The 25,093-nt window shown below is 60.4% G+C and carries 18 protein-coding genes and 3 pseudogenes; 8 read left to right on the top strand and 13 right to left on the bottom strand.

Annotation, left to right across the window (positions count from 1 at the left end; all coding sequences use genetic code 11):
- Positions 1-233: 233 nt before the first annotated feature.
- Complete coding sequence (tssH, locus tag A9K65_RS33140; protein WP_064993505.1) at positions 234-2,999, top strand: type VI secretion system ATPase TssH; 2,766 nt, start codon at positions 234-236, stop codon at positions 2,997-2,999.
- A gap of 421 nt (positions 3,000-3,420) precedes the next feature.
- Here the strand turns inward: tssH and A9K65_RS33130 are convergent, their stop codons facing one another.
- Complete coding sequence (locus A9K65_RS33130; RefSeq protein WP_064993480.1) at positions 3,421-3,636, bottom strand: hypothetical protein; 216 nt, start codon at positions 3,634-3,636, stop codon at positions 3,421-3,423.
- A 118-nt stretch (positions 3,637-3,754) separates the two neighbouring features.
- Between A9K65_RS33130 and A9K65_RS36350 the strand changes: the two are divergent.
- Positions 3,755-3,964, top strand: a pseudogene (locus A9K65_RS36350) (terminase small subunit); the annotation flags it as partial.
- 200 nt (positions 3,965-4,164) lie between these two features.
- On the opposite strand, the pseudogene A9K65_RS33120 reads toward A9K65_RS36350, so the two are convergent.
- Positions 4,165-4,347 (bottom strand): annotated as a pseudogene (locus tag A9K65_RS33120) (helix-turn-helix domain-containing protein); the annotation flags it as partial.
- Positions 4,348-4,805: 458 nt separating this feature from the next.
- On the opposite strand from A9K65_RS33120, the gene A9K65_RS33115 reads away from it, so the two are divergent.
- Both A9K65_RS33115 and A9K65_RS33110 read left to right on the top strand, forming a co-directional pair.
- Positions 4,806-5,006: a hypothetical protein gene (locus tag A9K65_RS33115; protein ID WP_064993483.1), complete on the top strand. Its 201-nt coding sequence runs from the start codon at positions 4,806-4,808 to the stop codon at positions 5,004-5,006.
- Positions 5,007-5,497: 491 nt separating this feature from the next.
- On the top strand, positions 5,498-8,053 hold the full coding sequence (locus A9K65_RS33110; RefSeq protein WP_032809299.1) for an EAL domain-containing protein: 2,556 nt from the start codon (positions 5,498-5,500) through the stop codon (positions 8,051-8,053).
- Positions 8,054-8,315: 262 nt separating this feature from the next.
- Here A9K65_RS33110 and A9K65_RS33105 read toward each other — a convergent pair whose 3' ends face one another.
- Positions 8,316-8,522, bottom strand: coding sequence for a hypothetical protein (locus A9K65_RS33105; protein WP_245265372.1), 207 nt, complete (start codon positions 8,520-8,522; stop codon positions 8,316-8,318).
- A 236-nt stretch (positions 8,523-8,758) separates the two neighbouring features.
- Here A9K65_RS33105 and A9K65_RS33100 point away from each other — a divergent pair, with 236 nt between their 5' ends.
- The gene (locus A9K65_RS33100; protein WP_064993484.1) at positions 8,759-10,972 is read left to right on the top strand and encodes an EAL domain-containing protein; all 2,214 of its coding nucleotides are present in this window, start codon (positions 8,759-8,761) and stop codon (positions 10,970-10,972) included.
- Positions 10,973-11,174: 202 nt separating this feature from the next.
- Here A9K65_RS33100 and A9K65_RS33095 read toward each other — a convergent pair whose 3' ends face one another.
- From A9K65_RS33095 to A9K65_RS33050, 10 genes are all read right to left on the bottom strand, one after another.
- On the bottom strand, positions 11,175-13,070 hold the full coding sequence (locus A9K65_RS33095; protein WP_245322241.1) for a hypothetical protein: 1,896 nt from the start codon (positions 13,068-13,070) through the stop codon (positions 11,175-11,177).
- A gap of 80 nt (positions 13,071-13,150) precedes the next feature.
- Entirely contained in the window at positions 13,151-14,245 is a 1,095-nt protein-coding gene (ugpC, locus tag A9K65_RS33090) for a sn-glycerol-3-phosphate ABC transporter ATP-binding protein UgpC (RefSeq protein WP_064993485.1), read from the bottom strand.
- Between the two features lie 12 nt (positions 14,246-14,257).
- Complete coding sequence (locus tag A9K65_RS33085; RefSeq protein WP_064993486.1) at positions 14,258-15,106, bottom strand: carbohydrate ABC transporter permease; 849 nt, start codon at positions 15,104-15,106, stop codon at positions 14,258-14,260.
- Entirely contained in the window at positions 15,106-16,047 is a 942-nt protein-coding gene (locus tag A9K65_RS33080) for a sugar ABC transporter permease (RefSeq protein ID WP_013525322.1), read from the bottom strand. The genes A9K65_RS33085 and A9K65_RS33080 overlap by 1 nt, the downstream gene beginning before the upstream one ends.
- 104 nt (positions 16,048-16,151) lie before the next feature.
- On the bottom strand, positions 16,152-17,807 hold the full coding sequence (locus tag A9K65_RS33075) for an extracellular solute-binding protein (protein ID WP_024504468.1): 1,656 nt from the start codon (positions 17,805-17,807) through the stop codon (positions 16,152-16,154).
- A gap of 114 nt (positions 17,808-17,921) precedes the next feature.
- Positions 17,922-18,929 (bottom strand): NAD(P)-dependent oxidoreductase, encoded by a 1,008-nt coding sequence (locus tag A9K65_RS33070; protein ID WP_224673562.1) that lies wholly within the window; start codon positions 18,927-18,929, stop codon positions 17,922-17,924.
- A gap of 59 nt (positions 18,930-18,988) precedes the next feature.
- The gene (locus A9K65_RS33065; RefSeq protein WP_013525325.1) at positions 18,989-19,765 is read right to left on the bottom strand and encodes an aldolase/citrate lyase family protein; all 777 of its coding nucleotides are present in this window, start codon (positions 19,763-19,765) and stop codon (positions 18,989-18,991) included.
- A 50-nt stretch (positions 19,766-19,815) separates the two neighbouring features.
- Positions 19,816-20,121, bottom strand: coding sequence for a putative quinol monooxygenase (locus A9K65_RS33060; protein ID WP_013525326.1), 306 nt, complete (start codon positions 20,119-20,121; stop codon positions 19,816-19,818).
- Positions 20,118-20,828, bottom strand: a complete 711-nt coding sequence (gene nanR / locus A9K65_RS33055) for a transcriptional regulator NanR (protein ID WP_013525327.1) — start codon at positions 20,826-20,828, stop codon at positions 20,118-20,120. Before nanR ends, A9K65_RS33060 begins: the two co-directional genes overlap by 4 nt.
- Positions 20,829-20,880: 52 nt before the next feature.
- A complete protein-coding gene (locus A9K65_RS33050; RefSeq protein WP_064993487.1) occupies positions 20,881-21,171 on the bottom strand; it encodes a hypothetical protein in 291 nt (96 codons plus the stop codon).
- A gap of 431 nt (positions 21,172-21,602) precedes the next feature.
- On the opposite strand from A9K65_RS33050, the pseudogene A9K65_RS36345 reads away from it, so the two are divergent.
- The 3 genes and pseudogenes from A9K65_RS36345 to repB form a co-directional block, all read left to right on the top strand.
- A pseudogene (locus A9K65_RS36345) lies at positions 21,603-21,888 on the top strand (type IV secretory system conjugative DNA transfer family protein); the annotation flags it as partial.
- A gap of 939 nt (positions 21,889-22,827) precedes the next feature.
- Positions 22,828-24,030: a plasmid partitioning protein RepA gene (gene repA, locus A9K65_RS33035; RefSeq protein WP_013525328.1), complete on the top strand. Its 1,203-nt coding sequence runs from the start codon at positions 22,828-22,830 to the stop codon at positions 24,028-24,030.
- A gap of 77 nt (positions 24,031-24,107) precedes the next feature.
- Positions 24,108-25,073, top strand: coding sequence for a plasmid partitioning protein RepB (gene repB, locus A9K65_RS33030; protein ID WP_013525329.1), 966 nt, complete (start codon positions 24,108-24,110; stop codon positions 25,071-25,073).
- Positions 25,074-25,093 lie beyond the last annotated feature (20 nt).

Genomic DNA, 25,093 nt, shown 5'->3' with positions numbered 1-25,093 from the left:
AGAAGCTGAACACCGCCATGAGTACCGAACTCCGTGGCGCAATTGTCAATCCGTATGAGAAATGCATCGCGCAGGGCGCGCAATTCCGCTGTTGTTTGCAGCCGGTGGTGCAAGACTTCCACAATACGAGGAAGCTGGCTGAACCAGGCATTGAGGCCTCGTCCACAACGCACTTTGTCAAGTGGCGGCATCTGTGGCAGTTTATCGGCTGGCAGATTGCAGGAGCACGTTCGATGGAACAGCGCCGGTCGTCGCAGAGCTTCAAGCGTAAGGAACTGGTCGGCAAGCTTGATCCTGTCGGGGTGCGCGCCTTCAAGGCCGCGGCCGATAGCGCCAAGCTGCGCGGCAATCCTTACGTCGAACTCGTTCACTTCATCGAGCAGCTGGTGCTTTCCGACCGCTCCGACGTGCAAATGATAATCGCCGATGCGGGACTGGATGCCAGCCGGCTCACGGCAGATATGACCCGTGCCGTCGACAAGTTGCCCTATGGCGCAACCTCGATCGAGGAATTCTCCGATCATATCTTCCATGCAATCCAGGAAGCCTGGAACCTCGCGACGCTGGAGTTCGGCGTCGAGGAAGTCCGCAGCGCCCATATTCTGCTTTCCTGCCTGAAAACCCCGGTTTTGGAAGGCATGCTGTCGAAGATCAGCGGCGAGTTCGACAAGATCGACGCCGACGCTGTTGTTGCGCGGTTCGCCGATGTCGTGGAAGGTTCGCTCGAAGACGGCGCAGCCATCGCGGTTCCCGCGGCCGAAACGCCGAAGCGGACCATGGGCGGAGATTCGGCCTTGGCGAAATTCGCCACCGATCTGACCCAACGCGCCCGCGAGGGCAAGATCGATCCGGTCGTCGGCCGCGATCCGGAGATCCGGCAGATAGTCGACATCCTGATGCGGCGTCGGCAAAACAACCCGATCCTGACCGGCGAGGCCGGGGTCGGCAAGACGGCGGTCGTTGAGGGCTTTGCCTTGCGTATCGCTCAGGGCGATGTGCCGCCCACGCTGCAAGGCGTCAGCGTGCGCATGCTCGATGTCGGATTGATGCAGGCGGGCGCCAGCGTGAAGGGCGAATTCGAAAAACGGCTGAAGGCTGTGATCGACGAGGTTCAATCGTCCGAAACGCCGGTCATCCTGTTCATCGACGAGGCCCACACCTTGATTGGCGCCGGCGGTGCTGCCGGAACCGGTGATGCCGCCAATCTCTTGAAGCCGGCGCTGGCACGGGGCGAACTTCGCACCATCGCCGCAACGACCTGGGCCGAATATAAGCAGCACATCGAGAAAGACCCGGCGCTGACCCGCCGTTTCCAGGTGGTCAAGATCGATGAGCCGTCGGAGGCGGTGGCCGTTCTGATGTTGCGCGGTGTGGCAGGGGTTCTGGAGCAGCACCACAAGGTGCAGATACTCGACGAGGCGATCGAGGCAGCAGTCGGCCTGTCGCATCGCTACATCCCGGCACGGCAACTGCCTGACAAGGCGGTGAGCCTCCTCGACACCGCCTGCGCCCGTGTCGCCATATCGCAGCATGCTACGCCAGCCGAGGTCGAGGACATCATGCGCCGCCGCCAAGCTCTGGAGGTCGAGCGCGGCATCATCGGGCGCGAGGCCGCGATCGGCATCGAGGTGGCTGAACGGCAGGCGCGCGTCGACACCGGGCTTGCCGAAAGCGAGATCGCCCTGGCTGCGGCGCAGCAGCGTTGGGATCGTGAAAAGGTGCTCGTCGCCGAGATACTCGAACTGCGCGCCAGGCTGCGCGGCGAGGGTGTGGCGCTCGATGCGGCCACCGTTGGGGCCGATGCCGAACCGGCAGCGGCGAACGCAGAAAAGACCAAGGTAGCGGAGTCGTCAGAGACTGAGCCGCCCAAGGCCGCCCAGACGGACGCGGAGACACAGGCCGCTGCCGATCCTGCCGCCGATCTCGCCCGATTGCGCGCACTGATGGCCGAATTGGCAGCGGCACAAGGCGAGACACCGCTGATTCTGCCCTCGGTTGACCGCAATGCAGTGGCCGCCGTGGTCCAGGACTGGACCGGGATCCCGACCGGACGGATGCTGTCCAGCCAGACCGAAAAGGCGCTCAAGCTCGCCGCCACGCTTTCGGAACGGGTTGTGGGGCAGGATCACGCCATGGAGATGATCGCCAAACGCGTGCAGACCAGCCGCGCCGGGCTTGGCGCGCCTGAAAAGCCGGTCGGGGTCTTCCTGCTTTGCGGCCCCTCGGGCGTCGGCAAGACCGAAACGGCATTGGCGCTGGCCGAAACGCTTTACGGTGGCGAGCAGAACCTGATCTCCATCAACATGTCCGAGTTCCAGGAGGCGCACACCGTCTCGACACTGAAGGGCGCACCGCCCGGCTATGTCGGCTACGGCAAGGGCGGCATCCTGACCGAAGCGGTGCGCAGAAAACCCTATTCGGTGATCCTGCTCGACGAGGTCGAGAAGGCGCATCCCGACGTCCACGAAATCTTCTTCCAGGTCTTCGACAAGGGCATGATGGACGACAGCGAGGGCCGCCGGATCGATTTCAAGAACACCCTGATCCTGCTCACCTCGAATGTCGGCTCCGAAGTTATCATGGACCGCACAAGGAATGGCACGCTGCGGACCGGGCTCGACGATCTGGATACCGCCTTGCGCAGCCCATTGCTGAAGGTCTTCCCGGCTGCCTTCCTTGGCCGGGTGGTGACCATTCCTTACTATCCGCTCTCTGATTCGATGATCGAGGCGATCACTGGCCACCAGTTCGCCAAGATCGCTCGCCGGTTGCGGGCAACCAACGATGCGGAACTGGTGATCGGCGACGGTGTCATGGATCTGGTCAAGGCCCGCTGCACCGAGATCGAATCCGGCGGGCGGATGATCGATGCCATCCTCACCAACACGCTGCTGCCGGAACTGAGCCGCGGCGTGCTTAACCGGTCGCTCGAGGGCGAAAAGATGACCAAAGTCACCGTCGGCGCCTCCAAGGAAGGTTTCACTTATTCCTTCGAGTAGGTTCTGATCGTGTAGAACCTCGTCGCCCTCGGCTGCCGGCCCGCTATTCGCGATCCCCCGTGGCGCCGCAATTCGAGAGGTGGCGGTCTTGCCCGTGCGCGAGAACGACGTGCGCAGCCGGTAGCGGATCGTCCACGACAGCACCGGCCCGCCGGTAGCATCGACGATCGTCCATCTATTGAAGGTTACCGACTGTCCCGCGCATTTCCAGCTGCGGGGACGCCTGGGCTTGAAAGAAGCTCACTGGCTTATCCGATGTCGCCCAGACGCAAATTCCGCAGGCAATCCCGAAGGAGATCAACAGGGCGGGCGAGATGGGTAAGCGGTGCAGGGATTGGCTGGGCCTCTTTGTTGCAGACCCGCCCAAAACCTCCTGCAACCGGATCGGTTCGACATAAAATATTTACCGTGTTGGCATGGTTTACGAATGGTTTCGCGGGCCATCCACCTCATGGCCGCTTTGGCTTTGGCCGGACCGGTTAAGGTTGAGCCGGATGATTTGACCGGCTGCGAAACTCCTCGCAAATTCCTCGTTGTCGGAAAGCTGTTGGGTGGTCACGCCATCCTCGATGATCTGCACCGCCCATTGGCCGTCTATGTGTTCTACCCGAACACCGTCCTTCTGATCGTCGCCCACGCCCGCACTCCCACACAACGATGTGGGAAAAAAACCATGTGATCGGCAATCCAGCAAGTCACAAAACCGTACGAATCCGGCCGCTGGTTAACTTTGTAAAAGCGTCGAAATTTCGCAAATGCCCGCACCCGCAGGAAACCAATTTTGGAAGGCCCGTAGCTCACACGGCCGCAGCCCGATCATCATCGATCCAGAGAAGCTGTGGACGGCATGTTGCGAGTACTTCGAATGGGTCGACGCGCACCCGCTCTATGAGGCCAAGCCCTTTGCGTATCAGGGCGAGGTGAAGATAGAGAACGTGGCGAAGATGCGCGCCATGACGATTTCACCAGCCAGGTCGAGGAAATCATCCGCACCCAGAAGTTCGAATCGGAACTCACCGGCAAAGACGGCGAACCGTTGCCGCTGGTCCCCGTGGTCAATGTCACAGTCCGCAGTTCTTGACCTGGAGCTGCATCCCAAGCAGGGGATAGCATTCAACACCTAAGCGACCGAAACGCTGTATGGTGGCGCGGCCGGCGGCGGCGGCTCCTCATCATGGCGCCGATTGCTCGGTCGGCCGCGCTCCTTCGACACCAGCCCGCCGGCGCCGTCCTGGTCATAGGCTTGCAACAGCCGGTGAACCTGACTGCGGCTGAGATGAAGAAGCTCCGCCGCCTGGACGCTCAGCCGCCGGTCGCGGATTTTCTGGATGGCTTCAAGACGATGCAGCTCTCTTTTGCGACAAGGTGATCAAAGGCATGCCGGCTCCGCAATACGCCCGGTCTCACGCCAGGCAGTGTGAAGTCGTCAGCCTTCCTTTCCAGCTTCGAGTTGGCCAGAGCATGAGCTGTGAAAGTCGGGGACTGTCGCATCTCTAAATTGCTCAAGTGTCGCATCTCTATATAACTGCTACATCCAGAAGTCGCATAACATACATTATGGAACATGAAATTATGATTTGAAATCAATGTGTTGGCAAAATTTATCGGCTGTTAGCCACCCGCTCCATCATGCTTTCGCCGCACAAGAAAAGCAAAATGCGTTTCATCGTTGGGCCACCGGGCCCCTTTTGTTGCGAATAGCTGCTTTGTGCCGCGAGGACCTTGGGAAGCTATTTCCTTTCGAAAAAACAGATTTTTCCTTTCGGGTAGAGGTTGGGATATGATTGCGCGACAGGAGTGCGATCTATGCAGAGTTTCACCGTCGAGCTGATACGCGACGGCAAAGCTGTGGAACGTGCCGAGGTTCAGGCCGAAAATGTTGTTGAAGCTGCGAAGACGTGGGGACCAGTAACCATCCCGTACGCCGAAGAGCCTGACATCGGCGAATGGATCAGGGTAACGCACCCTTGCCGCAGCACGACAAGTTGGTTCGAGCCGGATCGTTAAGCGCGGCCAATTTAGAGCTCACTGGCCAGGATGCGTCAGGGCTGTGGGTAAGAGCCGTGACGAACGTCACGGCGTCGGGATCATAGCAGAAGATGGACGGATGACCCGGTGCGAACCAGCGATGACAGCATGTAGTAGGCTAATCCATCTTCCTGATGTCGATCTCGCCCCTCCCCTCTCCCAGGCTGTCCGTCTCGCTTTCCCTACCCTTCTTCCGCCCGAGCAGGACGACCCTGCTGTTCGGCGCAGCAGGACTGGCCGGCACAGGCCCAACGGTACTACGCGCAGCGCCCAAGCGCAGCCTTTCGAAACTTGGTGGCACAGACCAGAAGCTTTTATGCAGATTGGAAGTCCAAATTTAAACAGTTCATCCTACGTTGGCCGATGGGCTTTTTGTCAAGGAAACGCAATTGAGCCGGTCGGGCAGAACGGATTTTGACTTTGATGGTGCAAGAAAGGCGGTTTTTTCGACCGCCAACTTGCCGGCGGCAATTGCGTTGGCCGTGCTTGTGATCTGCGCGGTCCTTGCGGACTTGCAGAACACGAAAGTGTCCGATCAACTCGCGCGCGCCGAAGTCCAGGCCAAGGTCAACATCATAAGGGCCAAGCTCGAAGGCAATGTAAACGGTAATCTCCAGCTTGTTCAGGGCCTCGTCTCGGCCATAGTTACAGAGCCGTACATGGGACAGCAGAGATTTGCGTCCCTGGCAAGCAACCTGTTCCGACAGAGATCGCAACTGCGCAACATCGCCGGTGCGCCCGATCTCGTCATCTCGCTGATGTACCCGATGGAAGGCAACCAGAAGGCGATCGGGCTCGATTACCGCAAGAGCGAGGCGCAACGGACGGCGGCGCTTCGCGCGCGAGACCTCGGCGTTCTTGTGTTGGCAGGCCCCGTCGACCTGGCCCAGGGAGGGCGGGGCTTTGTCGGGCGCATTCCCGTCTTTGTGCCGACGGCGGGCGGCGGCAGCCGATTCTGGGGCATCCTCTCCGCTGTCATCGATGTCGATCAGCTTTACGCGGCGAGCGGCTTGAATGACCCCGGGATTGATATTGATGTCGCCCTGACGGGGACCGACGCGCTTGGCGGTGGCGGCAAAAAATTCTTCGGGGGAGACAATGTCCTCGCCGGCAAGCCGGTGTCGGCCGATGTGCAACTGCCTTCGGGCTCCTGGCTGATTTCGGCTATACCGAAGGGAGGCTGGCCGGCCATTCCGAACAATGCGTGGATGTTGCGGGGGCTCATAGCCTTTGCCGGCGCGCTGGTGGTGCTGCCGATCCTGGTGGCCGGGCGACTGTTCGGCGAACGACAGAAAAACTATGCCGAGCTCAGACGTCTGTCTGGCCGCCTTGAGTTGGCCCTGGAAGCTTCTGGAATTGGCGTGTGGGAGCACGACCTGGCCACAAAAGAACTGCTATGGGACGACCGCGTCAACCAGATCTACGGCAAGCCAGCCGATGGCAAACCGCGCGGTTATGAAGACTGGGCGATGGCCATTCATCCCGAAGATTTTGACAGGGCGCGCCAGGAGTTCGACGCGGCCGCCGAGAGGGAGGGACCGTATTCTTCGCAATATCGAGTCCTGCTAGCGGACGGTACCACGCGCCACGTGCGCACGCGCGCAGCCTTCTTCCAGGACATCGGCGGCACGCCGAAGATGATCGGCGCCGAGTGGGACGTCACCAGCGACGTGCTGCTCAATGAGACGCTCATTCGAGAGCGCCAGCTGTCGGAATCGAAAAATGCCGAACTCAAGGTCGCAAAGGCGCATGTAGAGCATGTTGCGCTGCACGACCCGCTGACCGGCCTGCCCAACCGCCGCTATCTCGATGAGTTGCTTGCCGAAAAAAGCGTAACGGGGACCCGCACAGCGCTGCTGCATCTGGACCTCGACCGCTTCAAGCAGATCAACGATACACTCGGCCACGCAGCCGGTGACGCCATGCTGGTGCACGCCTCCAAGGTCATCAAGGTCAACACGGGTCCCGGTGATTTTGTTGCACGCATCGGCGGTGACGAGTTCGTCGTGGTGAGCCATGGACGTGATGACAAGCAACTTTCCGCGCTCGGCGACCGCATCATCACGCAGATGCGCCGACCGGTCGATTTTCAGGGCAACCCGTGCCGGTTCGGGGTGAGCATCGGAATTGCCGCCGGAACCGACGCCAAGCAACTGCTCGTCAACGCCGACCTCGCTCTTTACCGGGCGAAAGGAAGCGGTCGCAACCGACACGAATTCTTTGACGAAGAGCTGCAAAGCGAGATCGTGCGGACCAAGCAAATTGCCGACGAAATCCTGGGCGGGTTGGAGCGCGCCGAATTCACAACATACTATCAGCCGCAGTTCGACGCCAGGACACTTGAGATCGTCGGGGTCGAGGCGTTGTCGCGTTGGAAGCATCCCGAACGCGGCATCCTGGCCCCACAAAGCTATCTCAAAGTGGCCGAAGAACTCAACGTCGTGGCAATCATCGATCGCGCTGTCCTGGAACAGGCGCTTGAGAATTTCGACCAATGGTCGAACAGCGGTCTCAAGATCCCGCACGTCTCGGTCAATGTCTCCGCCAAGCGGTTGGAGGACAAGGATCTGATCGATGGCTTGCGCAAGCTTGCCATCAGGAAGGGCACGGTGTCGTTTGAGCTGGTTGAGTCCATCTTCCTCGATGAGAATGACGACCTGGTCACCTGGAACCTGGAGCACATTAAGGAACTCGGCATCGACATCGAAATCGATGACTTCGGCACCGGCCATGCCTCGATCGTGTCCCTGCTCAAGCTGCAGCCGCGCCGGCTCAAGATCGACCGCCAACTGATCACGCCCGTCACCCAGTCGATCCCGCAGCGTCAGCTGGTCTCGTCGATCATTGAGATCGGCAAATCGCTCGGCATCGAAGTCATTGCCGAGGGTGTCGAGACGAATGATCACGCGCGCATCCTGAAGGAGCTTGGTTGCGATATTCTGCAGGGCTATGTTTTTGGCCGCCCAATGGACGCCAAGGCCTTCACGGCGTTTGCCCAATCGCGCAAATGGTTGGCCGTGGGGTAAGGTCATGCCTCGCGCGGTAAGGCAGGCAGGCCGAGCGGTTCAACCGGCGCCCAGCCGCCGAATTGGCTCGAGCACACTGCACTTGCATCGGCAAACCCACCGCCACCCTTGTCCCCAAAGTGCCCGACCGGCTCTGCGTGCCGGTGAAGTGACCGAAAGCAAATTTCTCGTCAGGTCTCTCAGATCTCATGATCCGACGGTCCGGTGGCGCGGCATGGGCTGTTAGCTCCAGACAGCTGAAGATAGCCAAAAGCGTCCGGCGTTATGGGCGAAGGAGCGCGGCACCAAATTGCGCCCACAATCGATCGCAGTCATTTGCCCTGAGGCTTGGCGTTCCCGGTTCGCCGTAGAAGACCATCGCCGAACGGACATCGTAACCGAGCACCGAGGCATTGGCCACGAACTGAATTGCCATTCCCAAATTCATCGCGTTGATCCTTACCTCGGCTTTAGTGCTGAGATCGACCACGCCGAAAATTTCCGCACCCCCACTTCTGCCGGCCATAACCGTCGTCGAGAGCGCGTTCCCCAAAGCGAGTAGCATTCGTGTTCAGTCCCCGCAAAGGCCGCTCTCGAACGCGCGCGCGGCGAATTTGTTCCTTGGCAGTTCAACGCCGGGCTATCGAACTGGCCTTTTCAAACGTGCAGCTTGCCTGATGCCGCGCCTTTAACGGTCCAGCAGTTTTCTTAGCGTAAAGCAGCCTCATGACGCTGCTCCGGCATTTCGGCGAACCAACACGTCGCCTTTTTTTCAAGCGAACGGCTTTGCCCATCATTGTCGTGACGCTGCTTGTTGCGACCCTCACCACAGGCCTTTTGCTGTGGTCGGCGACCCAGTCCGATGGTGTTGCCGTGTCGCGGCAGAAAAGCTTGGTCGCCTTGATCATATCCAAGCTGGAGAGCGGAATAGCCCACGATCAGGAGAGCGTCACCGTCTGGGACGACGCGGTCAGCGCCCTGCGGAGCCAGGATGCCAAATGGGTCGACACCAATCTCGGCACCTGGATGCACACGTATTTCGGCCACGATGAGGTCTACATTCTCGATCCGAAGGACGCGCCAGTCTACGCATTCGCCGATGGATCGGCGGTGGATCCGGCGAGCTATCAATCCATACGCCCGACCACTGCGCCTCTCGTGGAGAACCTCAGGGCGAGGCTGAAACAGGGGGACACCGACGGCGTCACCGAGCAGGTGCTCACGATAGGTGCTTCCGACATGGTCGTCATCTCCGGCCATCCTGCCATTGTCAGCATCAAGCCAGTCGTTTCCGACAGCGGCCACATTGCACAAGTACCAGGTCAGGAATTCCTACACGTTGCCGTTCGCTATCTGGACGGCAGTCTGCTTGCCTCCTTGCGCCAAGACTATCTGCTCGACGACGCACACTTCTCCTGGTCAAACATGCTTAGCTCTGAAGAGGCGTCCTATCCCCTCGTCGGTCGCTCTGGTTCGACTGTCGGCTTCTTTGTGTGGCAGCCATATCGGCCCGGGGCGTTTGTCCTTTTTCAACTGGTGCCAACACTCGTGGCGGTGTTCGGACTGGTACTTGGCGGAATTATTGTAGCTCTGGCCGCTTTGCGCCGGCGGACTTTGAGGCTGATTGAGACCGAGAATCACATCTATCACCTGGCCCACTACGACCTGCTTACAGGGCTGCACAGTCGCGGCCATTTCAACAGTCGTTTGGCTGATGCGCTGACACTGCTGCCCGCGACGGGCGAGCAGCTCGCGATCCTCTATCTTGACCTCGACCGGTTCAAGCAGGTCAATGACAGCTTTGGCCACCCTGCCGGTGACGAGTTGCTCAGGGAGTTCGCAGACCGGCTGAGGCGGCTGACCCTGGAGTTGGACACGGTGGCGCGCCTGGGCGGTGACGAATTCATTATCATCCAGCGCGCGGTCGCAGGCGAGAATGAGGTCAAAACATTGTGCGAGCACTTGATCGAGTCCGCGCGCCGGCCGTTCGAGGTCGCCGGAGTTCAGGTTTTTGTCGGGGTGAGCGTCGGCGTAGCTCTTGCTCCCAGGGACGGGGTGGACCAGGTCGAGTTGGTGCGGAAAGCCGACCTCGCCCTGTATCACGCCAAAGCCGGCGGTCGCAGCGGCTATGCTCTGTTTGAACCCGAGATGGACCAGACGCTGGCAAAGCGTAAGGGTCTCGAACAGGACCTGCGCAAGGCGCTGCAAACGCCCGGCCACATCCGGGTGCATTATCAGCCGCTTTACACCGCCGACACCAACAGGATGACGGGCGTCGAAGCCCTCGCGCGCTGGTCGCACGCAGAGCGTGGTTGGGTCGCCCCTGACTTGTTCGTACCATTGGCAGAGGAAACGGGGCTCATTGAAGTTCTAGGCGAGCTGGTTCTGCGCCAGGCCTGCCTTGACGCGGTGCATTGGCCGATCGAGACCCTGGCAGTGAACGTATCGGGGTTGCAGCTGAACAATCCGAGCTTTGCCATGAAAGTGACGAGCATCTTGTTGGAAACGCAAATGGATCCACGGCGGCTCGAGCTGGAGGTTACGGAAAGCACGCTCTCCGAGCGCCCCACCGAATGCCAGCAGAACATGGCAGCGTTGCGCAGTGTCGGGGTGCGCTTTGCGCTTGACGATTTCGGTACGGGATTTTCCTCATTGGGCCGACTGCAGAGCCTGGAAGTGGACAGGATCAAGATCGACCGAAGCTTCGTGCAGGGCTTTGGCGGCTCGAACGGTGACGAGGCCATCGTTCAGGCGATTATCGACCTGGCTCGCGCGACTGGCCTCAGCACCACAGCGGAAGGGGTCGAGACCGAGAGCCAGTGCAATTATCTGCGCAAGCTCGGCTGCGACCAGCTACAAGGCTTTTTGCTTTCAAGACCGGTGCCAAAAGAGGACCTTCAGGAACTCCTCGACGGCGGATCAAGGCGGGCGACCGCATGAAAATGCGTCTATGTGATTCCCGACGGTCGACGATGCCGCACGCGGATGCAAGCAGCGAATCTTGGCGGCCTGGGACAAGGTGCGTCGACACTCCCCTGGCCAGTGACGCCTGACGATCTGTGTCACCCGCTTCGGGCCAGAGCGATTGATGCGGCTGCGCATGACGCTGGGCTCAACTCTCAACCTCAGCGCACATCGGGCTCTAGGTCGAAAATGGTAGGTCGAGATCAACTCGCGCGACGGCGTAAGCGTCAAGCGAGATGAATTGGTCATCCAGCGGTCTTGCGGTACTTTCCATGAAGTTGGGATCGGTTGCCGCCCGTTCGAACTGCTCGGCGCCAAGAAGAGCTATACGGGCACTGCTCGGCGCATCCGGAAGTTTCACAGATTGCGCCTTGGAGGTGAGGTTGGCGACCCACAGTGTCACGCGCCAATCTTTTTCAGCTGCGATCGTCGCAATGGCGTCAGCGCCGGAAGTTCCTACGGACAGCAGGGTGGCTCCGCCGAGCCTTGAGAGACCCGCCATGACATGGAAAGCGGGATAGACCGTTCGGCCGTCCTGCTGGTCATACCATGGTTGGACGAAATCAGCCTTCCTGTGGATATGGCCAAAGGGGCCGGTGAAGTCCCCTACCGCGACGGCCTCGACCCCTTCGCGAGCGCAGGCCGCGAAATAGCCGAGCGTCCATGCCGCATTGAACAGCCCGCGCTGCCGCGGATCGATGCGGCTCAGACATATGCGGGCGTTCGCTTTGTTCGGCGCGGTGCCCTTTCCGTAGGGGTTCTCGCGGCAGCCGAGCTGACTGGGACCTATGCGCAGCGGCACGCGGTCGCCCGTGAAAGCATGTGCCGAGCGTATCTGATGAGGGATAGCCTGAAGCGTTTCCATCACCGAAATATCATCCGCCGCGTGCACGCTTGGACAGGTGGTGAAGGTCACGTAGTCGAGCGCTTCGGCTGGCGGACGCTTGCGATTGAGTTCGGTGAAGTAAGCGGCCATGCCTCCGCCCAGCCCGATCCCCGGGAAAGCCCGGCGAGCGGCGGAGTAGCATTCGTGGAAGCTGGGCATGACCGGCCGCGGTGCTCCCGGCTGAACGGATTTCATGTCCTGCGCCGGAAAGACGGAGACAGCTTCCAGTTTGAGGCCGATTGTATGGACCGCATCAGCGACGGGCGCCAATTCGCCGAATGGGTCGAGCGTGCCCTTGGTGATGATCTCGAGGACCACGCCTGCGCCGGTCAGCCGTGCAAGCGCGGCGTAGCTTTCGAGTTCATCATGGCCGTGTCCGAATCGGAGATCGACTTGGCAGACCATCCACTGCGGAGCCATTCGTCGTAGAAGCTCGGGGGATTCAAGCGCGTGCCTTGCCTCGTCGCCAGCAACGCCGACGCCAACGCGAGGCACTTGGCCGACGGGTCTGCCGATCGTCAGGTTGATGAGTGGATTGCGGTTTTCAGACGCCCCGGCACGAAGCGTTCCTGACACGTGAAGCCGGACGACCTGGGTGAATTTCTGGCCCTTGGGCAGTCGGTAAGGCCACGGGCGACGCAGAGGGCGGACATAGGTTTTATAGGAAGCGTCAGACCAATTGCGTTGATCCTCCATCTCGAAGGCATCACCGTCCATGGTGCATGTGGCCCAGATCCCAGGCGCGATCTCATGCGACAACGCCCGGATATCGGTGAACGGACATTTAGGGTCGATGTGGTCCGGAAAGAGCGATAGCTCATCATGACCATCCTCATGCAGCACCTTTACCGGCTTGCCCGCCAAGGCTTCGATCGGATGAAGGACGATGAAGCCGGTCCGATTCGTCAAAAGGTCAGTCTCGGGCTCTGCCTCGGCCGCAAAAGCCAGCGCACCATCACTACTGCCCGAGATCCGTACCTGATAAACCAGGCGACCGGATGTTGCGGAACATGTTGCACGGTATGCGATGCTGAACACATCCAGCCCTTCATCGATGTGGAGATCATCGAGAACGGCTGTAGCGGTTCCCCAATTTTCGTCCCGCACAAGGAACGAGATTCCGCGCAGGATCTCAATTCCGTCAAGGCGGATGTAGCGTAACGCCCCATTGTCGAAGTCGACCGACAACGGTCCCGCGCGAAGTGTGCGCAAGGGTGGCTCGACCTGTTCGGTTCCACACAAGCGGATGGCTCGAGATGCTGCCAAGGTCAAATTGCTTGCTCCGTCGCAGCGTCAAAAATCGACGCCCGGTTCATGTTGATGTCGATCGGCAGTCTCTCGCCGGGACGGCTGACGTCGTGCGCCTGAAGCTCCGCCACCACTGGCGCGCCGGCAAGGCGGAAGGTCGCATAGCTGCGCGAGCCAGTCGGCTGCAGCAGGTCGATGGTTGCATCATAGCGCAGCGTGCCCGGCTCGGGGGTAGCAGCGTGCGCGCGTGTCAGATGTTCCGGGCGCAGCCCGAGCAGCACCGACTGCCCATCTATAGCGCCATTTAGAGTCCGCCCGGGGGCGATCGGCAGCAGACCATCGGCCAGCCGGATGGCGGCGGCGCTCCCGTCCAAAGCCAGCGTGCCCGGCAGGAAGCTCATGCGTGGGGAACCGAGAAAGCCCGCGACGAAGATCGAGGCGGGGCGCTCGAACAGTTCGAGTGGCGCGCCCTGCTGCTCGATCAACCCGTCGCGCATCAGCACGATGCGGTCAGCCAGTGTCATCGCCTCGATCTGGTCATGGGTGACGTAGATCATCGTCGTGGCGATGTCCTGGTGAAGGCGCTTGATCTCGCCGCGCATTTCGTCGCGAAGCTGGGCATCCAGATTGGACAGCGGCTCGTCGAACAGAAAGATGCGGGGGTTGCGGACTATGGCGCGGCCGATGGCGACGCGCTGACGCTGCCCACCGGATAACTGGCGTGGAAATCGCCCGAGCAAGGGGATGATGCCGAGCATACGCGCAGCCTCGGCAACGCGCGCCTCTTTTTCGGGCTTCGGCATCTTGCGCGCCTTGAGACCGAAGCCGATGTTCTTCGCCACGCTCATATGTGGATAGAGCGCATAGTCTTGAAACACCATCGCCACGTCACGATCGCGCGGCCGCAAGTCATTGACCACCTCGCCGCCAATCTCGATCGTGCCTTGCGAACTCTCCTCCAGTCCTGCAATCGTCCTCAAAAGGGTACTCTTGCCGCATCCGGAGGGGCCGACCAGAACGGTGAACTCACCGTCGCGAATGTGGAGGTCAATGCCGCGCACCGCATGGAAGGCGCCGTAGCGCTTGTGCAAGCCGGTGATCCTGACTTCAGCCATGCCTGCCTCTTTCTATCCGCGAACGGCGCCGAGCGTCAGCCCGCGCACGAGATGTCGTTGAGCAAGGACTCCCAGAGCGATGGATGGCACGAGGGAAACAATGGCCAGGGCCGCCGCTTCACCATATTGCGCGCCCTGGAAGCCGATGAAGGAGCGGAATACGGTTGGCAGCGTGAACGCAGTTCGACTGGTCAAAATGAGCGCGAAGAAGAACTCCGTCCAGCAAGCGATGAAAGCGAAGACGGCCGCCGCGACGATGCCCGGGGCGGCAAGCGGCACGGCAACGCGCCAGAACGCCTCCCAACGCGTGCAGCCATCGACCAGGGCCGCCTCCTCCATCGACTTCGGCATGCCGCGGAAATACGCGAACATCATCCACACCGACACCGGCAGCGTGAAGACCGTGTAGGCGATGATCAGACCAATATGGGTGTCGTACAGCCCGACGCCACGATAGATAAGGAATACCGGCAGGACGATGCCGATTGGTGGCAGGAAGCGCTGTGACAGCACCCAGAAAGACAGGTACTGGCCGCCCGTGTTGTAGCGCGCCAGACTATAAGCCATCAGCGTGCCCAACAACGCTGAAAGCACGGTGGCCGACAGCGAAATGATCAGACTGTTGATGAGCCCGTCGAGGCCGCGATAAGCGAACAGCGCAGCTTTGTAGTGTACAAGGGTCGGCTCGGCAGGGAACCAGACGGGCGGCACGGTGAGGTAGTCGTCGCTCGGCTTGATCGAGGTGTTGAACATCCAGTAGAGGGGCCACAGCACGAACACGAGGAAGAAGCCGAGCAGCAGCATGCGACCGATCGGCACCGACCGGCGTTTCCTGCGGCGGGCGGGCGCGACGGCGGCCATCAGACCGGCTCCACCTTCAAGAGCCGCCGCACCAGCAGCGTCACTACCAGCGCGGTGAAAATCAGGAATAGCCAGCTTCCGGCCGTCGCCTGCGACAGATGAAACTGGGTGAAGCCGACCGTGTAGAGATAGTAGGAAGCCGTGTAGGTTTGCGTACCCGGGCCGCCGCCGGTCATGATAAAAATGGTATCGAACATTCGGATGGCGTCAAGCAGGCGGAAGGTCAACGCCAGCAGCATCATAGACCCGAGATGCGGCAGCGTGATCGCCCAGAAGGCCTGCCAGGCATTGACGCCGTCGAGTTCCGCCGCCTCGTAGAGGTTCGGAGGGATTGCGGTAAGCCCGGCGAGCAGGACGACAAACATGAACGGAGTCCACTGCCAGACATCAGCGATGATCAGCGAGACATAAAGCCATGGGCGCTCGGTCATCCAGCCGATCGTCACCTCCTGCCCCAACAGTTGCGTCAGGATGTAGTTGGTTGGCCCGAAAGGCCGCTGAAGCAGCAGCGTCCACGCTTGGCCGACTATCACCGGGCTGATGAAAAGCGGCACGATCAGGATCGACATGACGACACCGCGCCCCGGAAAGCTGCGCACCATGGTGAGCGCCACCAGAAGGCCCAGCACGAATTCGATGGCGACGCTGATGCTCGACAGGCAGGCCGTCAGCAAGAGCGACCACCGTGCCACGGGATCGAACACCACCCGCTCGAAGTTTTTCAAGCCGACAAAGGCGTGGCCTGGCACCTGGAAATCGTAGTTGATGAAGGACACGACCAGTGAGAACAGCAGCGGATAGATCGACAGCGCCAGTATCAACAGCACCGCGGGCGCGACCAGAAGCCATTTGAAGTGGCGGTCCGCCCACTGTGCGAGGGTCGAAAGCCGAGGCGGGGCGCCGGTGGTCGTCATGCGACTGATCGTGGTGGTGTGCGGCATCGATTTATTCCAAAGATCGCCACGCGGTTGAGCCAGGGTGTTGCGAGCGAAGCGCCCGCAACACCGGTCTGGTGCTAGAAACCCGGCTCCCCTCCAGGCGAGTCTCAGAGGGTGACTGCCATGCCAAGCTTCTCCACTGTGTTGTCAGCGGTGGCGCCGGGCAGTTTCAGGAACTCGGTGTAGAATGCCTTTTGCGACTCCATCCCGAGCCGATCGGTCGTCTCGTTCCACTCGGCGGCCGCCGTTTCCAGCGATGCTTTCGGATCCGCACCAGCCCACACTGCGGTGCACATGCGGTCGATGCTCAAGAAATAGTCCTGCGCACCTGGCATGATCGGGTCGAGCAGGCCGACATTCGCCGAGTTGTTGAGGTTGGCCAGGTACTCCTTGGCGCTCGGGAACAGTGCTCCATAGAGCTCCGACTTGAAATGCGAAATGCGGTATGGGTCGCGCAGCGCATAGGGCAACATGCAGCGCGCCAGTGAGACGGGAGGCGAGCAGGCCCACTGCATGAACAGATACGCCGCCTCCGGATTGGGCGAATCCGCCGACAGCGCCTTGTTGTAGCCGGTGGCATGTTCCGGATTGCCCGGCACGACGGCATAGCCAACCTTGCCAGCGATCTGCGACTGGGGAATGAAGTTGATCGCCGTGGCGGATTGCGAATAGTTCGCCGCCATCCGGCCGCTTGGAGGCCAGGAATAGATCATCGCAACCTTCCCCGTCAGGAATGCCGCCCAAAGGGAGACGGCGTCGAGCTCGTTGTTACCGGGGATCGAGGCCTTGTTGGCCGCGAGCATGTTCGTCAGCGTCTTGACGCCCGCATCCGACACCAAGCCGGCCTTCATGTCGTCGCCGAACAGTTTCCCGCCATTGGCACGGTACTGCTGCAGAAAGTCGAACTGATTGCCCGGGCTGCCCGCCTTGCGGAAGTGGCCTGCACCATAAACCTTCGGTGCCATCTGGTCGGTGATGAATTGGGCGATCTGAGCATATTCCTCCCAGGTCTTCGGTGGTCCGAGCTTCGCGTTGAACTTGGTCTGGTAGGCCTCCATCATCTTCGGATCCTCGAAGATGTCCTTGCGGTAGTAGAGAGCGAACATGTCGCCGTCGTCGAAGAAGCCCCAGATCTTTCCCTTGTAGGTCGGCAGCGCCTTGTAGAGAGGATGATAGTCCTCGAGGTCTGCAGGGTTCATATATTTGGCGATATAGTCGTCGAGAGGTGCGATGACGCCGCCATCGGCGAGCGACGGTGTCCAGGCTGGCGAGATGTCGAGCACGTCATAGGCGCCTGAGCCGGCAATGTGCTCGGCGACCGCCTTGGAGTATTGATCGGGATTCGACAGTTCGACCACATTCGACTTCATGCCCGTAAGCTGCTCCCACATCGGCCCACTGAAATTGCGTGGATCGAGCGCCTGCAGGCCTGCCTCGTAGGTCATGTTGATCGTGACGCCCGCATGCGCCTTGGCCGCCTCGACCGCGCGGAAGGCGGAGCCCTCCGCCGGTCCTTCCTTAGATGCTTTCAGCGCAGCGGCCTGCGCCTGTCCCAGCGGCGACGTGGCGTCGGCCAGTTCGAGCTTCTGCTGCGCCAGCGCCCAATCGGTCATCATACCCAAAATGGGTGCAGACGCTGCCAACATACCGGTCATCTGGCCGAAGCGGGTTATGAAATTCCGGCGGGTCGTTTCGCCACGCATGAAGGCGTCGACCTCTGCTTCGAGACCGGCCTGAAAGTCACGTTTTTCACGATCGTTCATAGTGCTTGGTCCTCCCGTTTCTCATTTGCTCACTCGTCCGCAGGCGCGGCGGTCGAGCATTCCTCCCGTAAGGCCCCCGCAATGGCCGCGGCGGCGCGCCAAATTCTCGCACTCCTAGCTTCCGAAGCGGCCCGCGAAAACGGCCAGCCTATCCTTCCACCGCTCGCTCGAAAGCACCTCGCGATTGACCACACCGCGCGGCTCGCGACCATGTTGAACCTCGATTACCGCTTTGACGTCTGCAGCGCCGTTGCCGGCAAAGCACTGGTCGGTCCAGCACAATGCGTGCGGCGCAAGGATGACGTTGTCGAGTTTGAGGATTGCATCGTCAGCATCCGGCGGCTCCTGCTCCAGCACGTCGAGACCGGCGCCGGCGATACGACGCTCCCGCAGGGCTTGTGCCAATGCCTTCTGGTCGACGATCGGGCCGCGCGCTGTATTGATCAGGTATGCAGTAGGCTTCATCAGGGCGAGCCGCTCGGCATTGACGAGATGGCGCGTGTCAGGCGTCAGCGGGCAACTTACCGACAGCACGTCGGCGCGACGAAACAGATCTTCCAGTCCGACCAGCTCCACGCCTAGTTCGGCAGCGACCTTCTTGTCTGCAAATGGGTCATGGGCGATGAACCTCATATCGAAGGGCTTTGCCAGGCGAAAAACTTCGGCGCCTATGTTGCCGATGCCGAGCGACCCCAGCGTACGCCCCACGAGCCCGACACCCATATGTTGGGAGCGCTCCTGGAAGCCATGAGGTCCCTTACGGGTGAGGGCGTCCTTCGTGAACAGCTTGCCGGTGAGTGCCAACATAAAGGTGATGACGGATACGGCGACCGGCCGTCTTACCCCATCGGGCGTGATGACCAGAGCGATGCCGGCGGCAGTGCAGGCCTCGACGTCGACAGTATCGTAGCCGACGCCGAATCGGGCAACGACGGCCAGCCGACCGCTCTTGGGGACACTCGTGGAAACGAAGCGATGAGTGAGAAGGATCAGCGCATCGAAGTCCTCAAGCTGGTCGGCGCGAAGCGGGTTATTCGATTCCAGGAATGTCATCTCGAGGCCTGGCGCCTTGCGCAGAGGCTCCAGGTCAAAGTCGGGATAGGTCAGCGAGCCGTCCGGCATGCGGAAATCACCGGAAAGCGCCACCTTGAACTTTAGGTCGCCCATTCTCTCCTCCGTTCTTACTGGCACCCGGCCCGGATTTTGGAGACCGCGTCGGCGATCGCGTCGTGCAGTATCCAGACGTCGCCCGAATAACAAATGAAGTCGAAGCCTTGTGCGTAGAACTCGTGGCCCTGCTGGACGTTGGGCACCAGGCGCCCGAGCGACTTGTTGTGCCTTTTGGCGGCGGAAACGATTTTGGCCATCGCGGCGATGAAGGTCGGGTGCGCGAAGTCGCCGGGAATGCCGAGCGAGACCGACAGATCAAAGTGACCGACCCACAGACAATCGACGCCGTCCAATCCCGCAATGCCGTCGATGTTCTTGACGCCGTCGGCGGTCTCGATCAGGCAGATGAACACCGAGCGCTGGTTGGCCGCCTCGAACTTATCTGCAACCGAGCCCGGACGGTAACGGTCATGCGCGATCTGCAGCGCCACGCCGCGAGCGCCAGCCGGATGGTATTTCATGGAACTGATGATGTGCTGCGCCTGCTCGACGGTACTCACCATCGGCGCGATTAATCCTTCGGCCCCCATATCCATGGCGCGGGCGAGGAAATGGTAGTCCTGCGATGGCACACGCACCATAACCGGCAGGTCGGCCGCCTCGAAATAGCGGATCGCGCTCTTGACCGTTTCCAGGCTGAAGCCCGAATGCTCCATATCGAAAAAGGCGAAGTCACAGCCAGCGGACTTCAGGATGTGGCCTATCCCCGGCGTCGCGAACTCGGCGACAAGGGTCCCGAGCTTGACGCGTCTGTGAGACGCTAGCGCCTTGAGACTTGGCTCCGACATGAACTTCCCTCCCGTTCGCCCACAAGGGGCGCATTGCGCCTATGCGTTCTTCAAGACGAAGCTTCGACAACAAGGTCGCAGATCGTCACCAGCTTGGTGTCGACGAGCGGCGCGCTCTGCGAATTGAATTCCTCGAAATGGGCTGTCCGGCAGTGGAGCTTGAATGCCGCCTCGCTGTCGTAAATCTCGTAGAGCAGGACCCGGTCGGGCTCGCCGCGCGCCTGCGTCACATCAAAGCGGCGGCAGCCGGCTTCGCGGCGTACCGACGCGGTCGCGTTGGCGTCCACGAGCTCTCGGAATCTGCCCCGGGCACCCGGCTTGAGGCGGAAATCGACCCAGACCACGAAGCCGCTCATCCCTTGCCACCCGCAATTTCAAGATAGCGTCTGGAGACATATTCCAGATGCCTGCGCATAGCCGCTTCGGAGGCGTCTGGATCGCGCGCGGCGACGGCATCAAAGATTTCGCGATGAGCCTCGTAGGCCTTTCGGTCTTCACCTTTGGCCAAAGTTGTGCGCCGCTGTTCCAGCAGCCATTCGGCCAACGCCGCGTGAATGGCTGTGAAGATACGATTGCGGGTGATCACAGCCAGCACGTAGTGGAAGTCCACATCAGTGCGCTCGAAGCGCGTCAGGTCCCCGATCGACTGCCGGTTGATTTCGAGCGCCTCCTTGAGGCCCTCAATATCCTCTGACGTGGCATTGATGGCGGCGTTGCGGGCAAGCCCGACTTCGAAAAACAAACGCGCGCTCTGGAAGTCATGAACCCCGCCAGGGGCCGAAATCATGTGGCGCGCCGGCCCCGAGAGGGCGTCGATCACGAATTGGGGGGTTGGCCGAGTGACGCGGGCGCGCTCGCCGGATTTCACCTCGACAAGCCCCATCTTGCTCAGATGCAGCAGGGCCTCGCGGATTGAAGGGCGCCCGACCCCGAACTGCCGCATGAGTTCCCGCTCGGATGGGAGCCGGTCGGCTTCGGCCAGCTCTCCCCTGCGGATCATCCGCTCGAGGTGCGCTGCAACCTCCTCCGAAAGCTTCCGCGGTTTGATCAGAACGCCGATCATGTGGCATACCTGTTATACCAGTCAGATACGCTAGGCTCCCAGAGCGCCTCTGTCAACGATCACTTGGGCTGGATAGAGACCGAACAGAGATGCCCAGGCTCGCGCGGCCCGCCTCTTGGATGGCAAGGACGACGATGGGCTGCTCGTAGCAGATCAGCGGCGCAACCTTCACGCCCTCGACCTCGACCACGGGAGTGGCACAGACATGTGCCCTCGCCCCGCTGCGCTGCCTGACCCAGGCAAGCCAGGGCTGCCAAAGGGCGAGCGGATTTCCGCTCCAGCCGATCGCGCCAGCGGCCACACCGCCGGTGATGAAACCAAGCGAATGCAGCGCTTCAAGCATGAAAGTGAGGATAGGCCTTCAAGGCCGAGAATGCCGTCGACCTGAACCCGTCCAGCGTGAGTCATATGAACCTGGGAATCTGGAGTGAAGGAAGCCGTCGCCCGGAGGAACCACACCGCCGACGAAGGCTGTGATGATCCTACCCTCGGAATAGATTGTGCGAAGTTCGGAATTCCCAAAGCGGACCGGCTCCGCGGGCGCACAGACCTCGCGGGAGATAGCCGCGCACAACCGCAAGGTCGGAGGCCTGCGACCGGGGCGGACAGATAAGGCGATGTCACCGACTCTGGGCTCGTGCTGAATTGCTTCGATTCGGCGAAGGCCAAGCGGATAGCTCGGTGTCATGTTCAGCCGACACCCACTCCATGCGACGTCGTCGAACCACTGCTGCGCGGCGTGACGCAATGGGTTCCGGAACCAAAACTGCGACCCGATTGCAGGATTGCGACTCGTCGCCAGGCGCATTTGTCCGCGAAAACGTCGCCCGCTTCATCAACATGACACCGGAGACATTCTATGGGGCCGCATCCAGGGAAACGCACTGGCTGTCCTACGAGAGCTACGCCGCGCTCGTCTCGGGCAGAAGTTTGCGACCGACGAGGTTGCAGCGGGCAAAATCGACATCTTCATCAACGTCGACTCAACACACTCGAGAACCATCCGGACCTCGCCCGGGTCATCATTGGCTCACTGATGAATGCCATCTACAATCGCAATGAAGCAGGCCAGTTCGGATCTTGTCGATGAGCTGATTTCCATGAAATTCGTTCAGGAGATGAAATCCACCCAACAGCGCGTTGGCAATCCTCCGACCCCGCTTGAAGATGAGCCCCCCTCCCCTTCCCGAGATCAGCTGTTCAACGGTGTCCGCGGCAGCCTACGGCGACAGCGACCTCAAGGGCCAAGAGTGACACCATAGAGCCGGGAATGATGGTCTTGGTATCGTTGTTCCCGAGCCGACAAATTCGGTTTCTACCTCAGGCCGGATTTCATCACCAAGCGTCTGCTATCAACGCTCGGGTGGCACCCTCGTCGGTTGCGAACGCTCCCTTGGCGAGCAGATAAAGGAAGTTTCGGGCGCTCGCCCGCACCGCTCAAAACGATGGTGCGCGAACTGCGGTCTCCAGCGATCGGCTTTCAGTCGGGTAACGGTTGACCTCCGCATGCAAACGCACCTGCAGGAGGCACGCTGACCTACCCTATGTCAGCGAATATCGTTTGAGGCCGCTAGAGACGAATTGGGGTCGGTCCGAGCTTTGGACGTTTGCGTCTCGTCAGGATGGAGGAGGTCGGCCATTGCTTTTGATGCCTTCGACCAAGCCTCAGCCGGCAAAGCGAGCCCGCCTACCGCCTTGAGCGGGTGGAAGCGCCCTCCCCTCCCCTAAGCCGCTCCGCTGATGGGGCGGTTTTTACTGCCGTAAAGACTGCTCTTTGTGTCAGAAAAACCAGGCGTTTAGCCAGATGAGCGGGAGAGTTCCAGTCGAACGACAACCCGCCATTATCCGACGACAGCAGGAATCGGCCGCAAGGAAGCCCGCTAGTGCTGTTCACCTTCTGTTAACCTAAAACTTCTTGCCGGGCTTTCCGAATCGGAGCTTAATGGCGCTTGTTGAATAATTTCATCGCAAAAAGCGCCAATTCAGGTTTTCGACGAGAATGAATATCGCCATGCGGCTACCGAGCTTCGAGTTCGATGAGAAAATCCTCGAGCAGGGTGCTGAGATATCACGGCGCCTTAACCAGCTTCGGATGGAGAAATTTCCCCCCGATGCGGCGAAGACGCTGCGTTCGTTTTCGATGGCAGAAGTCGCTCACTATCTTGGTGTCTCGCAGAACAATCTGAAGCGCCTTCATCTGGAGGGCAAGGGCCCCCTGCCCGAGCAGATCCCATCGGGACGCCGGTCCTACACTGCCCAGCAGATGCTTGAGCTGCGCCATTTCCTGGACCAGCATGGCAGGACCGAAGTCAAGAAGTATGTCCCGCACCGCAAGTCCGGCGACAAGCTCCAGGTCGTTGCTGTCGTCAACTTCAAGGGGGGCAGTGGCAAGACAACGACTGCCGCCCACCTCGCCCAGCATCTGGCCTTGACCGGCCACCGTGTTCTTGCAATCGATCTCGATCCTCAAGCCTCACTGTCGGCCCTGCATGGCTTCCAGCCGGAACTTGATAACAACCTCTCGCTCTATGAGGCGATTCGTTACGATGACGAACGCCGCTCGATTGCGGACGTAATCCTTCCGACGAATTTTCCAGGTCTCGATATCATCCCCGCCAATCTCGAATTGCAGGAATACGAATACGACACGCCCCTCGCCATGCAGGATAAGACGTCAAATGCCGGGCGCCAGTTCTTCACGCGCATGGCGAAGGCGTTAACGGAGGTCGACGATCGCTATGACGTTGTCGTGGTTGATTGCCCGCCCCAGCTTGGCTACCTGACGTTGACGGCCATGTCGGCGGCGACGTCGGTTCTCATTACAGTTCATCCGCAGATGCTCGACCTGATGTCTATGAGCCAGTTCCTGCTCATGCTCGGCGGCATATTGAAAACCATCAAGGCCGCCGGTGCGGCAATCGAGCTCGATTGGTTTCGATATCTGATCACACGCTACGAGCCGACGGATATCCCGCAGGCGCAGATGGTAGGCTTCATGCAGTCCATGCTTGCCGGCCAGATCCTGGAGAACCCGATGTTGAAGTCGACGGCGATTTCGGACGCGGGTCTCACCAAGCAGACGCTCTACGAGGTGGAGAAGTCGGCCTTTACCCGTTCCACCTACGACCGTGCACTGGAATCCCTCGATGCGGTCAATGCTGAAATCGCGACGCTGATCCATCGTGCGTGGGGACGGTCATGACGGCGAAGTTTACGGCAGTAAAAACTGGAAATTTTGTCTTTGAAATCAAATCGCTAACCGCGATTGGAGGCGGTTAAATGGCACGCAGGGACATTTTCGGCAGTGTGTTGGGCCCTGCGACGGCAGTGGCTGATGCGAAGGACGTATCCGGGTATGCCGTTCGCGGGGCGTCGCGCTCCATCATGCAATCCTTCGAGGAGCTCTCCAAGAGCTCGGTCGTGGATCTCGATCCGGCATTTGTGGACACCTCCTTCGTTTCGGATCGCCTGGACGAAGACGATGAGGCATATCAGGAGTTGCTTGCGGCCATTCGGGAAAGAGGACAAGATTCTCCGATCCTGGTCAGGCCTCATCCTGAGCTCTCCGGTCGCTTTCAGACCGTCTTCGGGCATCGGCGCGTCAAGGTTGCCCGCCAGCTGGGACGGCCAGTACGCGCGGTCGTCAAGAAGATGGGCGATGAGGATCATGTTATTGCCCAGGGGCAAGAGAACGCCGCAAGGGCCAATTTGTCCTTCATCGAAAGGACCCTGTTTGCCGATCGCATTCTCAAGCGCGGCCACACGCCCGACACGGTGAAGTCGGCTTTGGCGCTCGATGACACGACCTTCTCGAAGATGCGTTCTGTTACCAGCAACATTCCAGAGCCAGTCATTGTGGCCATTGGCGCCGCCAAGACTGTTGGTCGGGACAGGTGGTGGCAGCTCGCCAAGCTCATGGAGCATCCGGATAGCGCGGGCAGGGCGGCCGACTATGTGGCAAGTCCAGAGTTCGCCACGTCAGGCAGTGACGCACGATTTGCGCGTCTGTTCGACTTCATGAGCGCGCCGGCAAAACGCGCGCCAGCAGCATCGAAGACACAGGAAAAGGCTTGGGCACCGCACGACAGATCCGTGCGAGCCAAGATCACCGACACAGGAAAAGTGTTTACGCTTGCCCTGAAGGCCAAGGAAGCCTCGCCGTTCGGAGCGTTCATAACCGATCGGCTGGACGAGCTTTTCGAGGCTTTTCGGCAATCGGAAACAGCCAAGAAAACAGGAGACTGAAACCGCAAAAGAAAAAGGCC

Origin of the sequence: Mesorhizobium sp. WSM1497, assembly GCF_001672455.2 — a bacterium.
In the GTDB taxonomy this organism is placed as follows: domain Bacteria; phylum Pseudomonadota; class Alphaproteobacteria; order Rhizobiales; family Rhizobiaceae; genus Mesorhizobium; species Mesorhizobium ciceri.
Note: the sequence above shows the minus strand (reverse complement) of the source record. Positions and strands in the feature narration are given on the sequence as shown.

Coding starts and splice junctions, on each gene's coding strand:
- tssH (WP_064993505.1), top strand. CDS start 234: ATGGAACAGCGCCGGTCGTCGCAGAGCTTCAAGCGTAAGGAACTGGTC.
- A9K65_RS33115 (WP_064993483.1), top strand. CDS start 4,806: ATGCAGAGTTTCACCGTCGAGCTGATACGCGACGGCAAAGCTGTGGAA.
- A9K65_RS33100 (WP_064993484.1), top strand. CDS start 8,759: ATGACGCTGCTCCGGCATTTCGGCGAACCAACACGTCGCCTTTTTTTC.
- ugpC (WP_064993485.1), bottom strand. CDS start 14,245: ATGGCTGAAGTCAGGATCACCGGCTTGCACAAGCGCTACGGCGCCTTC.
- A9K65_RS33085 (WP_064993486.1), bottom strand. CDS start 15,106: ATGGCCGCCGTCGCGCCCGCCCGCCGCAGGAAACGCCGGTCGGTGCCG.
- A9K65_RS33080 (WP_013525322.1), bottom strand. CDS start 16,047: ATGCCGCACACCACCACGATCAGTCGCATGACGACCACCGGCGCCCCG.
- A9K65_RS33075 (WP_024504468.1), bottom strand. CDS start 17,807: ATGAACGATCGTGAAAAACGTGACTTTCAGGCCGGTCTCGAAGCAGAG.
- A9K65_RS33070 (WP_224673562.1), bottom strand. CDS start 18,929: ATGCCGGACGGCTCGCTGACCTATCCCGACTTTGACCTGGAGCCTCTG.
- A9K65_RS33065 (WP_013525325.1), bottom strand. CDS start 19,765: ATGTCGGAGCCAAGTCTCAAGGCGCTAGCGTCTCACAGACGCGTCAAG.
- A9K65_RS33060 (WP_013525326.1), bottom strand. CDS start 20,121: ATGAGCGGCTTCGTGGTCTGGGTCGATTTCCGCCTCAAGCCGGGTGCC.
- nanR (WP_013525327.1), bottom strand. CDS start 20,828: ATGATCGGCGTTCTGATCAAACCGCGGAAGCTTTCGGAGGAGGTTGCA.
- A9K65_RS33050 (WP_064993487.1), bottom strand. CDS start 21,171: ATGCTTGAAGCGCTGCATTCGCTTGGTTTCATCACCGGCGGTGTGGCC.
- repA (WP_013525328.1), top strand. CDS start 22,828: ATGAATATCGCCATGCGGCTACCGAGCTTCGAGTTCGATGAGAAAATC.
- repB (WP_013525329.1), top strand. CDS start 24,108: ATGGCACGCAGGGACATTTTCGGCAGTGTGTTGGGCCCTGCGACGGCA.